The organism is Kaistia algarum, from assembly GCF_026343945.1.
In the GTDB taxonomy this organism is placed as follows: Bacteria; Pseudomonadota; Alphaproteobacteria; order Rhizobiales; family Kaistiaceae; genus Kaistia; species Kaistia algarum.
Genome location: NZ_JAPKNJ010000001.1, coordinates 2,286,256 through 2,299,035, shown reverse-complemented (window position 1 = coordinate 2,299,035; position 12,780 = coordinate 2,286,256). Strand labels below are relative to the sequence as shown.

The following is a 12,780-nucleotide window of genomic DNA, read 5'->3' as shown; positions in this document are numbered from 1 at the left end:
AGAGGAGGCGTCGCCAAACGGCCTGTCCCGGTAGCTCAGCAGGATAGAGCAACGGTTTCCTAAACCGTAGGTCAGGGGTTCGAATCCCTTCCGGGACACCATTTGAAGCGGCCAGACGTCGCTGCCAATGTTCAGGGGCCGGGTTGCCCTCCGCTTGATCCATTGACAGAGCAGGAAGCGCGGGCGCCGGCGATAGGTTCGGCCTTCCAGCGCCGCAGCACGATCGCCGTCACCGGCCTCGATGGCGGCGACAGCGGTGCGGAAGGTTATCGCCGACGGCGAACGGCTGCGCCCGGCGATAGCCCCAGGCTCCGTATCTGCGGCAACATACGAGTGGCATCCTCTTCAACTGAGCCGAACGGGAAGCCTTCCGACGACACCGTTGTCGAGGCGCTCGACGGACGCGTACACCGCGAATGTCTGAATCTGCACTGGCTCCTGGCGACCACGGCTACTGAATTCTATCCAGACTCGGCTGTCGTGTCCGTAGTAAAACTACCTTCTCTCTGTCGTTTTAGCCGGATCTCTGGCCGAAAGCGCGCTGCGATCCCGCACTCCATCCCTCTGCACTCCACTCATACCGCTTTAGCAGAGCCAAATATGACGCTATTATAATCGCTTATGGCGATGGCGCCCTATCGGCGCGCTCCCGGGAAATTTGGTGGGCGCTCCCTTGTGATCATGTAGTTATGCTATATTCTGAGCCAGGCTCGTCTCGTCCGCACTGACTTGGACGATAGCTATGCCGGGCATCGAGCCGCAGGGACGCGACATGATTTCTGAGCTGAATGGGAAGCTGTTCATCGGTGGCAGTTGGAAGGTCGGAGCAGGTGGACGGGTTCCTGTCGAGAACCCGGCAACCGGCGAGGTGATCGGTGAGATCGCCGCCTCGACGGGCGAGGAAGTGAATGCGGCCGTCGCCGCGGCCAGGCGAGCTTTCCGCGGCTGGGCCGACCTCCCGGGCCGCGCGCGGTCGGCGGCGCTGAAGCGGCTTGGCGGTCTGATTTCGGCTGACGCCGACCGGATGGCCCGGATCATGACAATGGAGCAGGGCAAGCCGCTCAACGAGGCTCGCGGCGAAATCCTGAAGCTTGCCGAGGCCTGTCATTTCTACGCGGAAGAGGCGGTCCGCGTGCATGGCGAAATCGTTCCGAACGATACGACGGACCATGAAAGCCTGGTGATCCGGGAGCCGATCGGCGTGGTGGCGGCGATCACGCCCTGGAACTATCCGGCCGAACTGGTCGGATGGAAGCTGTGCGCGTCGCTCGCCGCCGGTTGCACCATCGTCATCAAGCCGGCCGACCTGACGCCGTTTACGGCGCTGGCGATCGCGCAGAAGGTTGACGAGGCCAAGATCCCCGCTGGCGTCGTCAATGTCGTCACCGGGCCCGGCTCGGTCGTCGGGCAGGCGCTGGTCGAACATCCGGGCGTGGACAAGATCGCCTTCACCGGATCGAGCAGCGTCGGGCTGCACATCCAGCGTTCCTGCACCAGCGTCAAGCGGATGTCGCTGGAGTTGGGCGGCAACTGCCCGATCATCGTCACGCAATCGGCCAATCTCGATGCCGCGGTAAAGGGAACCGCACGGCGCTCGTTCCGGAACATGGGCCAGATCTGCATCGCGATAAACCGGGCCTATGTCGCCCGGCCGATCCTGGACGAATTCGTTGCCAAGCTCGCGGTCGCCGCCGAGGCGCTGACCATCGGCAACGGGCTGGACAGGCCCGATGCCGATCTGGGCGCCATGGCTTCGGCCGCACCGTTGGCGAAGACCCGCGAGCATCTGGCCGACGCACTCGCCAAGGGCGCCCGCCTCGTCACCGGCGGATCGGCGCCCGAGGGAGACGAGTTCGCGCGCGGCCACTTCTTTCGCCCGACCATCGTGACCGGCTGCACGCATGAGATGAAGGTGATGAGCGAGGAGACGTTCGGCCCCCTGATCGGCGTGATGCCATTCGACCGGCTGGACGAGGCCATCACACTGGCGAATGACACGCCCTACGGGCTCGCCTCCTATGTCTATGCGAAGGACCTCGATGAGGTGCGCTATCTGACGACGCGTCTCGACTATGGAAATGTCGCGGTCAACAATGTCGATGCCGGTGTGATGAACGCGCCCTATGGCGGGCGCAAGCAGAGCGGCGTCGGCTATGAGCACGGGCGTGAGGGTATGCTGGAATATATGAATTTCAAGCATATCCGCGTGCGCCATGACCTGCCGCAGGGGTCCTAGCCGATGATTCTGGCCCTGCTGGGGATCGATATCGGCACGTCGGGATGCAAGGCGTTGCTGATCGACGCCGATGGTGCCGTGCTGGCCAGCCGTACCGAGAGCTATGGCGTCTCGCAGCCGCGCCCCGGTTGGACCGAGCAGGATCCCTCGCTATGGATCGAAGGTGCACGGCGCGCCGTTGCCGGCGTGCTGCAGCAGCGGCCGGACGCGGAGATCGGCGGCATCGGGCTTTCCGGCCAGATGCACGGCATGACGCCACTCGACGAGGCGCACAACGTCCTGCGGCCGGCCCTCTTGTGGAACGACCAGCGCAACGCGGCCGAATGCGCCGAGATCACGGAACGGGCCGGCGGCGCGGAGGCTCTGCTGGCGCTGACCAACAACCGCATGCTGATCGGCTATACCGGCGGCAAGATCCTCTGGATGCGCAACCATGAGCCGGCGCTATACGCACACCTGCGGCATGTACTGAACCCGAAGGACTATCTCCGCCTGATCTTGACGGGCGAGATCGCGACCGAGGTTTCGGACGCTTCCGGCACCGGCCTCTTCGATGTGCGCCAGCGCAGCTGGTCGCGGCCGCTGCTTGATCGCGTCGATATCGATCCGGCATTGCTGGCGCCCTGTCATGAATCGCACGCGATCACCGGCCGTGTCAGCCGGTCCGGCGCTGCGCTTTTCGGCCTCGCGGAAGGGATTCCTGTCGTCGGCGGCGGTGGCGACAGCGTCATCCAGACGCTGGGCTCTGGCGTGATGGCGCCGGGCGAATTGCAGACCACGATCGGCACAGCCGGGATCGTCGCTGGTGCGCTCACGGCCCCGGAAGACAATCCGGACGGCCGCCTCCAGATCTTCTGCAATGTCGCGCCGGAAGCCTGGCATTGCATGGGCGTCTCGCTCAATGCCGGCGGCGCGATGGCCTGGTTCCGCGGCGTGATGGGCGCTTTCGGGCCGGCGGCGGATGAGCTTTCCTTCGACGAGATCGTTGAACGTGCCTCGCAAAGCCCGGCGGGATCGCGCGGGCTGTTCTTCCTGCCCTATCTCTATGGCGAGCGCTGCCCGCATCCGGACCCTCTGGCGCGTGGCGCGTTCATCGGCCTGACGGCCCGCCATGACGCTGGCGACCTGGCGCGCAGCGTCATGGAGGGCGTGACCTATGCGCTCTATGACATTTACGCCCTGATGAAGCGGACCGGGACCGGCCACACGGTGATCAAGGCCTCAGGCGGTGGCGCGCGCTCCGAACTCTGGCGGCAAATGCAAGCCGATCTGTTCGACTGCGAGGTTGTCACGACGGAGGGCGCGGCTGAGGGCGGAGCTTTTGGCGCGGCGCTGGTCGCTGGCGTCGGCACTGGCATCTGGCCCGACACGCATACGGCCGCCGCGCTCTGCCGCCCGTTGACGCGGCAGACGCCGGACAAGGCCGCCGGGCAAGTCCTGCGCGGCGCATTCGAGATCTTCCACTCGCTCTATCCGGCGCTGTCGCAGAGTTTCGCGACGATCTCCGAAGCGGCGCTCGACCCATGAGCGCGACCAGGGAGACCGAGTTCATGGCGACCCCAACGCCGGCCTATCAAGCGCTGATCTTCGATCTCGACGGTACCCTGATCGACAGCGCGCCCGATATCGCCGCCGCGGTGAATGGCTATCTGCGCGCTCAAGGCTGGCCGGTACAGGAGGCGGCATTTATTGAACGCTTCATCGGCAATGGCCCTCGCCGCCTGCTTCTCGACATGTTCGTCGAATTGAGGCTGCCGAGCGACACGGCAACGATCGACGACGCGCTCGCCGGCTATCTGCGCAATTATGACGAGGCGCCGGTCAGCCTGACACGCTTCTATAGCGATGTCCGTACCGATCTCGACCGGCTCAGGCAGGCGGGATTCCGGCTCGGCATTTGCACGAACAAGCCGCACGCCCTTACCCTGCGCATTCTTGACCTCCTCGGTATCGGACCGCTGTTCGAGGCCGTGCTCGGTGCCGACGCGGTCCCTGCCTGCAAGCCGGATCCAGGGCATCTGCTGGCGGTGGCGCGGCTCATGGGGCTGCCGGGCGGCGCCTTCGCCTATGTGGGTGATACGGCTGTCGACGCGGCGACCGCGGAAGCCGCCGACGCGCCGTTCTTCGTCGTGCCCTGGGGCGGGGGTCCGCTCGTCGAGACGTCGCGCGGCCAGCGTATCACCCGGCTACTCGATCTCCTGGCCTATCGACCGGCGGACCCCTGACATGTCGACGAACAGCCTGCTGCAGCGCATCCTTCAAGAGAACGACCGGATGGGTCCGGCCGAGCAGCGGCTGTGCAGCTTCGTCAAGTCTCATCCCGGCAAGGTCATCCATATGAGCATGGCGCGGCTATCGCAGGAATGCGAGGTCAGCGACCCGACGGTCATGCGGTTCTGCCGGCGCTTCGGCTATGAGGGCTACCAGGACTTCAAGCTGCATCTGGCGCAGAGCCTCGTCCCCTCCGCGCCATTCGCCTATGAGCAGATCGTTCCCGACGATTCGATCGAGAACATCGTCCGCAAGACGGCACGCAACTCCCTGGCCGCGATCCAGCGCGCGCTGGAGGATTTGATCCCGCGGCAACTCGAGGAAGGTGCCCGCCTGCTGCAGGCGGCGAGTTGGATCGGCATTTACGCCACCGGCATTTCCGAAGTGACCGCCATCGACGCCGAACACAAATTCCAGCGGCTGGGCCTGCGTTGCGCCGCGCTCGTCGGGCGCAAGAAGCAATGGATGCATGCGGAGACATCGCGGCCGAACGAGGTCGCGCTGATCTTCTCGCAATCGGGCCATACCAAGCAGATGGTCGAAATGGCGATCGCTTGCCGCGCCGGCGGGGCAAGAGTGGTTTCGGTCACGGCCGCCGATAGCCCGCTCGCCAGCGTTTCGGACGTGCTGATCGCCGTGACGCCTTACGACCGCACCGAACTGCTGACGCCGCTCGCCTCGCGGCTCAACCACCACCTCGTGATCAACATGCTGGTGACCTCGATCGCCGTCACCAGCGGCAGCGAATTCCCGGACCAGCTTCCGGCGCTCGATTCCTGGCAGACGGACAAGATCTGAGCCTTCCACGACTCCACCGTCCCGATCATTGGACCCCAAGGACAAAGATGACTGCGCAAGATGAAGCCAAGAAGGTCGCCGGGCGACGCGTAATCGAGGAATTCGTGCGCGACGGCATGAAGCTCGGCCTCGGCTCCGGCACGACGTCGCATTTCTTTGTCCGCGAACTCGGCAAGCATGTCGCCGCCGGCCTTCGCGTCACCTGCACCACGACGTCGCGGGCGACGAATGACGTTGCCCGTGATGTCGGCATCCGCATCGCCGACCCGAACGATATCGGCGAACTTGACCTGACGATCGACGGCCCGGACGAGATCGACCGCAGCTTCCGAATGATCAAGGGCGGCGGCGCGTGCCTGCTCTGGGAGAAGATCATCGCGCATGCGTCGCGCCGCATGATCACGATCTGCGACGAGACGAAGATCGTCGATCAGCTCGGCGCGTTTCCCCTGCCGGTCGAGGTGGTGCAATTCGCCTGGAAGCAGACCGAGCGGATGGTCAGCCGGCTGCTCGCCGAACACGGCATCCCAGAGGCGACGATCGCGCGTCGGATGCGCGACGACCAGCCGGTCGTGACCGACAGCGGCAATTTCATCCTCGACTGCCGTTGCGGCACCATTCCTGATCCCGAACGGCTGGAGCTGGAGCTGAACCGTATACCAGGCGTGGTCGAGAACGGACTGTTCACACGGGAGTCCCAGGGGATGGTCGTCGGCTGCCTCGACGGCACGTCCTATGTCGCGTTGCGTAATGTAGTGAAACACACATAGCCGCAATCTACCTGTTGCGAATGAACGGTCGGTGGTGCTCGCGCAACAGGCGCACCGCCGGCCCTACTACGTGGAAAATCCACGTAATTCGAACGACTTAGGCATCTTACAAGCCCTGATGACCAATGCCGAGACTTTGTTGCCTTCTCGACGGGATGCCATTGACACCCACGCCAATGTAGTGAAACTAGATAACTCTATTCGGCAGGGACAGGAGGCCGAATGGGAATGGGAGGATCAAGTGACGGACATAAACAATCTGAGCCGCCGCAGCCTGATGAAGGCGGGAGCGGCGATCGGCGTGGGTACGATGCTGGGGGGCTCCGCCTTCGCGGCGGATCGTGTCTTCGTCCCCTATAGCAACAAGAGCCTCGACTACTACTTCTTCGTCATCCAGGAAGAAGCCGTGAAGCGGGCGGTGCTGGCGAACACCTGGGAATTCCAGGCGACGAACGCCAATTTCGACAATACGCGCCAGCTTGAGCAGTGGCAGAGCCTGATGCTCAGCAATCCCTCCGCGATCATCAGCGATCCGATCGATAGCCAGGCCATCGTCAGCGCCATCCGCCGCTACAACCAGAAGAAGATCCCCGTCGGCATCATCGATACGCCGGCCGATGGCGGCGATGTGGCGATCACCGTGAGCTTCGACAACCAGCTGGGCGGCGTGATGGCCGCGCAGGAGATCATCAAGCGGCTGATCGCGAAGCATGGCAGCCCGAAGGGTACCGTGCTGAACTGCTTCGGCGCGCTGCAGAGCGTCGCCTGGCGCCTGCGCAAGGAAGGCATGGACGCCGAGTTCGCCAAATATCCGGAAATCAAATATCTCGCGCGGCCGACCGAAGGCGCGCTCGACCAGATGCTGGCCGTGACGCTCTCGACGCTTTCGGAGTTCCCGGATCTCGACGCCGTGCATGCTCCGTCCGACTCGCCCTCGCGCGGCATCGTTACGGCCCTGCAGCAGAAGGATCGCTGGAAGAAGGTCGGCGAGGAAGGCCATGTCATCTTCGTCAATATCGATGGCGAGCCGGTCGCGCTGAAGTGGATCCAGGAAGGCTATATGGATAGCTGCGTCTCGCAGGACCCGATTGCCTATGGCGAGATCGCCGTGGAGATGCTCGGCAAATACGCGATGAAGGGCGAGGCCGTGCCGATCGGCCCCTATACCAACAGCAAGTATTTCTGGGAAAAGGGCGATATCGTCCAAGGCAAGACGGGCGCGACGCTGATCATCCCGCCCTTCATCATCGACGCCAGCAACGCCGCCGATCCCCGCCATTGGGGCGCGATTGCGGAAAACGTCTGGAAGATCCCCTATACCTAGCAGGACAGGAAAGCGGCGTCGTACCCATGAGGTGCGGCGCCGCCTGAAGCTTGGCCGCGGCGTGTCCGCGGCCGATCGTTGTCGGATAGGAGATGCGCGTGACCGTGCCGATGACAGCCCGATCGCAGGCCACGAGTGACTATGTCCTGCGCGTGGAGAATGTCCGCAAGGTCTATGGCGGCGCCGTGGCCCTGGACGGCGTCAGCCTCGCCATCCGACGCGGTTCGATTCACGGCCTGCTCGGCGAGAACGGTGCCGGCAAGAGCACCCTGGTCGGCGTGATCTCCGGGCAGCGCCAGCCTTCCAGCGGCACGATCTATCTCGACGACGTCCCGATCACCCATGCCGACGTTCAGTCGATGGAAGAGGCTGGCGTGTTCCTGGTGACCCAGGAGCCGATGATCATTGACCATCTGAGCGCTGCCGAAAACCTGATGCTCGGCATATGGCCCCGCCGGTTCGGCTTCGTGAACTGGCGCAAGCTTCGCGCCGACGCCGCGCGGATGCTCGAGGGAACGGGCATCGACCTCGACATGCGTGCCGGTGCGCTCAATGCTGTGGCTCGGCGCAAGCTTAACATCCTGCGGGCCATGTTCAGCGGCGGCAAGGTCATCATCCTCGACGAGCCGACAGCGGCGCTGACCGTGGAGGACCGGACGCAGCTTTTCGACTTCATGCGCAGATTGAAGGCCGAGGGCGTCACCTTCATCTTCATCTCGCATTACAATGACGAGATCCTCGATATCTGCGACGCGGTTTCTGTCCTTCGCGACGGCCTCCTCGCCGGCAGTTCCGACGACGTCGGCAGCCTGACCTCCGCGACGCTCTCCGAGATGGTGCTTGGACGCGGCCTCGTCCTTTTCCAGCGCGAACGCCGCTCGTTCACCGCGGAGAGTCCGGCCGTCGAATTCCGCGACATCGTCAGCCCGAACGTCCGCATCCCCGCCTTCGACCTGCGCGTCGGCGAGGTTGTGGGCTTTACCGGCCTGCCGGGCGCCGGCGCCAAAGAACTGGCGCGCTGCATCTTCGGGCTGATGCCGGTCGAGTCCGGCACGATCCGCTTTCCGGGTGCCGCCGTGGCGCAGAAGCTGCCCGGCTCGCCGCGCGACGCATTCGAGAATGGTATCGCCTTCCTGTCGGACGATCGCCGCCGCGACGGCGCGATCGGGCAGATGTCGATCGGCGCCAATATCTCGCTTTCGTCCTTACCAGCAGTGGCCCGTTCGGGCTTTCTGAGCCGCGAAGCGGAACTGGAGCTCTCGGAACGCTATTTCGCGGCCATGGGCATCAAGGCGCCGTCCGCGTCCGTCGCGGTCAACACCCTCTCCGGCGGCAACCAGCAGAAAGTGTGCCTCGGCCGGGTGCTGGCGACCGAACCACGGGTGCTGATCCTCGACGAACCGACCCGCGGCATCGATGTCGGCGTCAAGCAGGATGTGCTCCGCATCGTCGACCGATTGAGTGATGCCGGCGTCGCGGTCATCATCGTCTCGACGGACACGGACGAAATCACCCGGGCGGTCGACCGGGTCTGCATTTTCGAGAACGGAATGATCGCCAAGGAACTCACCGGTTCCGACATAACCAATGACCGGCTCCGCGGCCTGGAACCCAATTGATGGGGCGCGGAAGCAGGGAGGATAGCGAGCAGAGATGAGCCGCACGATGACCGTCGCCGCCAAGAGCAATGCCTCCTCCACCGCGCGAGGTGGCGGGATGTCCGCGCTTGGCTGGATACTGCACAATGTCGTCTGGATCTGGCTGATCGCGCTTGTCGCGATCTTCGGGCTGTTCAACCAGTTCTTCTTTACGGTCTTCAACCTGCAGAACATCATGGTGCAGGCGACCGTGCTCGGGATTCTCGGGCTCGCCGTCGCGCTGCCGCTGTTGGTCGCGGAGATCGACCTGTCGCTACCCGCCAATCTCGGCTTCTCATCGGCGATTGGCGCCTTGGCTTATTCCGACTGGGGCCTGCCCTGGTTTCCGGGCGTCATGCTCGGCGTGGCGGTGGCGACGCTGATCGGCTTCTTCAACGGTCTCTGCATCACCAAGCTGAAGATGGTGTCGTTGATCCAGACCCTCTCGATGATGATCATCCTGCAGGGCGCGCTGCTGGCCCTGACGCAGGGCCGCACGATCACCAATCTTTCGGACGGCTATATCTGGATCGGTCAAGCCACGATCGGCGGCTGGCCGATCATGCCCTTCATCTTGATCGTCGCCCTCGCCGGCGTCGGCATCCTGCTCGGCCGGACCGTGTTCGGCCGCCGGATCTATGCCGTCGGCGGCAACCCGGTCGCCTCGAACTCCGCCGGCATCCGCGTCGACAGCGTCAAGATCATGACCTATACGCTGGCCGGGTTCCTGGCCGGCGTGGGCGGGTTTCTGCTGGCCTCCTGGCAGATGGCGATCACCTCGAACCAGGGCTCGAGCTACCTGCTCTATGCCATCGCCGCGCCGATCATCGGCGGCGTCAGCGTGTTCGGCGGCAGGGGCAACGTCATCGGCGTTTTGGGCGGCGTATTGCTGCTCACCGTGATCCAGGTCGGCCTCGCCATCGTCTCCGTGCCTTCCTTCTATGTCGGGATCATCGGCGGCTTCATGATCTTCATCGCGGTCGCCATCGACGCGATCCGAGTGCGCTACTTCAGCTGATAGCGTGGGGGGAACGGCATGCTTTGCCGACGCCCGCGGGGCTCGGCATGGGGAGATGCCCGCGGACGACCGGCGATGCGGACTTCAATGCACGCTCCGATGAACAAAATGCCATGAATCGTGCCCCATGTAGGCGCGCCCGGCGTATTGACAGGCGCGTCCCGCCGTCCGACCAAGTATCGGAGCAGCGATCCAACGGGCGGCGGCGAGGTGACGACCGTATGGGAGCGCTTCGAAGGGCCAACGCGATTCCGGAAGCCCTTCCAATGAAATAGAAGGCTTATTCCAAGGGAGCGTGCGTTGTCAGAGACATTCGATCATATCGTCATCGGGGGCGGGGCGTCCGGATGCGTTGCGGCCTCCCGGCTTGTGACGGACGGCAATCGACGGGTCCTGCTGCTCGAGGCGGGATATTCGCACCACCATCCATTGCTCGACATGCCGCCCGGCATCTTCAAGATGATCAATGGCTCCAAATATATGACCTACCATCACACGGTGCCGCAGCCGCACCTGCATGACCGGGTCCATGATATCCCCCAGGGCAACGTTCTCGGCGGCGGCACGTCGGTGAACGCGCAGGTCTATATGCGCGGCCGCCCCTCTGACTATGATGAATGGGAAGAGATCCTTCGCGGCAACAATGAGGGTGCGTCCTGGGGGTGGTCGACCGTCCTCAAGCATTTTCGCCGCATCGAAGGCAACAACCGGCTGAGCAACGAGTTCCACGGCAGCGACGGGCCTTTGCTGGTCTCCGATCCCGGATATGTCGACGACGTGTCGCGGTGGTTCGTGCAGAGCGTCCAGGAAATGGGCGAACCGTTCAATCCGGATTTCAATGGGACGGCGCAGCGCGGAGTCGGCTTCTATCAATTCATGAATCGGGCGGGAAAGCGGTCGAGCGCCGCCTACGCCTATATCGAACCGCTCAAGAACGATAAGCGTCTGACGGTCCGTTTGCGCGCCGCGGTGTCGCGCATCAACGTTGAAAACGGCCGGGCCGTCAGCGTGACCTACACCGACGAGAAGCGACAGGAGCACACGGTATTCTCGAAGGGCGATATTGTCCTCAGCGCGGGCGCTCTCGTTACGCCCAAATTGCTAATGTTGTCGGGCATCGGACCGGCGGCGCATCTGGAGGCGCACGGGATCCAGACCTTGGTAGACCTGCCGGGCGTCGGGCAAAATCTGATCGATCATCCGGAGGTTCCGGTCATCTCGGTCGCCAACGGCCCTTATGGCTATTATCGACAGGGCGTCGGCTGGCGGATGCTGATGAATGGCTTGCACTTCAAGCTGTTCGGCAGCGGCCGAATCCTGTCGACGGGATTCGAGGCCGGCGCCTTCATCAACCCCATCGATCGCGACGCCCCGCCGTCCATTCAGGCCTTCTGCGTTCCGATCGTCTATCTCGATCGCGACCTCCTGAAGGTGTTTGACGATACCTACGGCGTCACCATCACCACGGTCGTCGCCAAGCCGAAGTCACGCGGATATGTCCAGCTTCGTTCCGCCGATCCGGCCGCCCCACCGCTGGTCTCTCCCCACCTGCTCCAGCACGCGGACGATATGGCAACCATGGTCGCGGGGCAGCGCTTCTTCCGCGATGTTCTGCTGTCGGGACCGCTGGGCAAACGCGTCGAAAAGGTGATTGCGCCGGCAGGTCCGGATCTGAGTGACGAGGCCATGGCGGAACATTGTCGCCGTTTCGTCAAGACCAATTACCACCCGGCCAGCACGGCACGCATGGGGGCTGATGGAGACCCGATGGCGGTCCTGGACGCCCGGCTCAGGGTGCGTGGCATCGACAATCTGCGTGTCTCGGATCTCTCTGCCGTGCCCAACATCAATGCCGGCAACACGACCGCGCCGGCCATGATGCTGGGAGATCGCTGCGTCGATTTCATACTCGGGGTCGAACAATCCATGGCGACAAACTGAGAGATAAGACCATGATCCTCGATCTGTTTTCCCTCGCGGGCAAGGTGGCGCTGGTTACCGGCGCTACCCGTGGCATCGGGCTTGGCGTAGCGCAGGCTCTTGCCGAAGTAGGCGCGCACGTCATCCTCTCCTCAAGGATGCCCAAGCCGGACGTGATGGCATCGCTCCAAGCGGCCGGACACAAGGTGTCGTATATCGCCGCCGACATGGAAGATCCGGTCGCGCCGGCCCAGCTTGTCGCCGATGCCACGGCCCTGCATGGCAGGTTGGACATTCTCGTCAACAATGCCGGTATAGCCTATCACGGCGACACCCACAGTTTTGCCGAAGCCGATTATCGGCGTCTTATGGACGTCAACGTCGATGCCGTCTTCAAAACCTGCCAGGCCGCCCTCGGACCGATGCGCCTGCAGAAGAGCGGCGTCATCCTCAATATTGGCTCGATCTCTGGCTTCGTCTCCAACATTCCGCAGCCCCAGGCGGCCTACAACGCCTCGAAGGCGGCGGTGCATATGCTGACGAAAAGCCTTGCCAGTGACTACGCCAGCGAAGGCATTCGAGCCAACGCCATCGCTCCGGGCTATATCGACACCGATATGACGGCCAGCGGCTTTGCCAATCCAGAATGGTCGCCCATCTGGAAGGCGATGACGCCGCTGCCGATGGTCGGCACGCCGAGGGACATCGGCGCGGCCGCCGTCTATCTGTGCTCGGAGGCGTCCCGATACGTGACCGGTGAAGTGCTGGTCGTCGACGGCGGCTATACGACCCGGTGAAACGTTCGT

General features: G+C 63.7%; 10 protein-coding genes and 1 tRNA gene. All 11 read left to right on the top strand.

Annotated features, from left to right (window positions below; all coding sequences use genetic code 11):
* Positions 1-24 precede the first annotated feature (24 nt).
* The 11 genes from OSH05_RS11065 to OSH05_RS11015 all read left to right on the top strand — a co-directional run bounded on the left by OSH05_RS11065 (position 25) and on the right by OSH05_RS11015 (position 12,771).
* Positions 25-101, top strand: a tRNA-Arg gene (locus OSH05_RS11065).
* A 671-nt stretch (positions 102-772) separates the two neighbouring features.
* Positions 773-2,236, top strand: coding sequence for an aldehyde dehydrogenase family protein (locus OSH05_RS11060; RefSeq protein WP_104221561.1), 1,464 nt, complete (start codon positions 773-775; stop codon positions 2,234-2,236).
* Between the two features lie 3 nt (positions 2,237-2,239).
* Positions 2,240-3,763, top strand: coding sequence for a xylulokinase (xylB, locus tag OSH05_RS11055; RefSeq protein ID WP_207778839.1), 1,524 nt, complete (start codon positions 2,240-2,242; stop codon positions 3,761-3,763).
* A gap of 23 nt (positions 3,764-3,786) precedes the next feature.
* Positions 3,787-4,461, top strand: coding sequence for an HAD-IA family hydrolase (locus OSH05_RS11050; RefSeq protein ID WP_104221563.1), 675 nt, complete (start codon positions 3,787-3,789; stop codon positions 4,459-4,461).
* Between the two features lies 1 nt (position 4,462).
* On the top strand, positions 4,463-5,305 hold the full coding sequence (locus tag OSH05_RS11045) for a MurR/RpiR family transcriptional regulator (protein WP_104221554.1): 843 nt from the start codon (positions 4,463-4,465) through the stop codon (positions 5,303-5,305).
* Positions 5,306-5,352: 47 nt separating this feature from the next.
* Positions 5,353-6,075 (top strand): ribose 5-phosphate isomerase A, encoded by a 723-nt coding sequence (gene rpiA / locus OSH05_RS11040; protein WP_104221555.1) that lies wholly within the window; start codon positions 5,353-5,355, stop codon positions 6,073-6,075.
* A gap of 241 nt (positions 6,076-6,316) precedes the next feature.
* On the top strand, positions 6,317-7,399 hold the full coding sequence (locus tag OSH05_RS11035) for a substrate-binding domain-containing protein (RefSeq protein ID WP_207778840.1): 1,083 nt from the start codon (positions 6,317-6,319) through the stop codon (positions 7,397-7,399).
* Between the two features lie 92 nt (positions 7,400-7,491).
* Positions 7,492-9,018, top strand: coding sequence for a sugar ABC transporter ATP-binding protein (locus OSH05_RS11030; RefSeq protein ID WP_104221556.1), 1,527 nt, complete (start codon positions 7,492-7,494; stop codon positions 9,016-9,018).
* A 34-nt stretch (positions 9,019-9,052) separates the two neighbouring features.
* Positions 9,053-10,054, top strand: a complete 1,002-nt coding sequence (locus OSH05_RS11025; protein WP_104221557.1) for an ABC transporter permease — start codon at positions 9,053-9,055, stop codon at positions 10,052-10,054.
* Positions 10,055-10,354: 300 nt separating this feature from the next.
* Positions 10,355-11,995, top strand: a complete 1,641-nt coding sequence (locus OSH05_RS11020; RefSeq protein ID WP_104221558.1) for a GMC family oxidoreductase — start codon at positions 10,355-10,357, stop codon at positions 11,993-11,995.
* An 11-nt stretch (positions 11,996-12,006) separates the two neighbouring features.
* The gene (locus tag OSH05_RS11015) at positions 12,007-12,771 is read left to right on the top strand and encodes an SDR family NAD(P)-dependent oxidoreductase (protein WP_104221559.1); all 765 of its coding nucleotides are present in this window, start codon (positions 12,007-12,009) and stop codon (positions 12,769-12,771) included.
* The last annotated feature ends 9 nt before the right edge of the window (positions 12,772-12,780 follow it).

What these genes read in the sequence shown, in the direction of transcription:
- OSH05_RS11030 (WP_104221556.1), top strand. Translation starts at nt 7,492, where the DNA reads ATGCGCGTGACCGTGCCGATGACAGCCCGATCGCAGGCCACGAGTGAC.
- OSH05_RS11015 (WP_104221559.1), top strand. Translation starts at nt 12,007, where the DNA reads ATGATCCTCGATCTGTTTTCCCTCGCGGGCAAGGTGGCGCTGGTTACC.
- OSH05_RS11045 (WP_104221554.1), top strand. Translation starts at nt 4,463, where the DNA reads ATGTCGACGAACAGCCTGCTGCAGCGCATCCTTCAAGAGAACGACCGG.
- OSH05_RS11025 (WP_104221557.1), top strand. Translation starts at nt 9,053, where the DNA reads ATGAGCCGCACGATGACCGTCGCCGCCAAGAGCAATGCCTCCTCCACC.
- OSH05_RS11060 (WP_104221561.1), top strand. Translation starts at nt 773, where the DNA reads ATGATTTCTGAGCTGAATGGGAAGCTGTTCATCGGTGGCAGTTGGAAG.
- rpiA (WP_104221555.1), top strand. Translation starts at nt 5,353, where the DNA reads ATGACTGCGCAAGATGAAGCCAAGAAGGTCGCCGGGCGACGCGTAATC.
- xylB (WP_207778839.1), top strand. Translation starts at nt 2,240, where the DNA reads ATGATTCTGGCCCTGCTGGGGATCGATATCGGCACGTCGGGATGCAAG.
- OSH05_RS11050 (WP_104221563.1), top strand. Translation starts at nt 3,787, where the DNA reads ATGGCGACCCCAACGCCGGCCTATCAAGCGCTGATCTTCGATCTCGAC.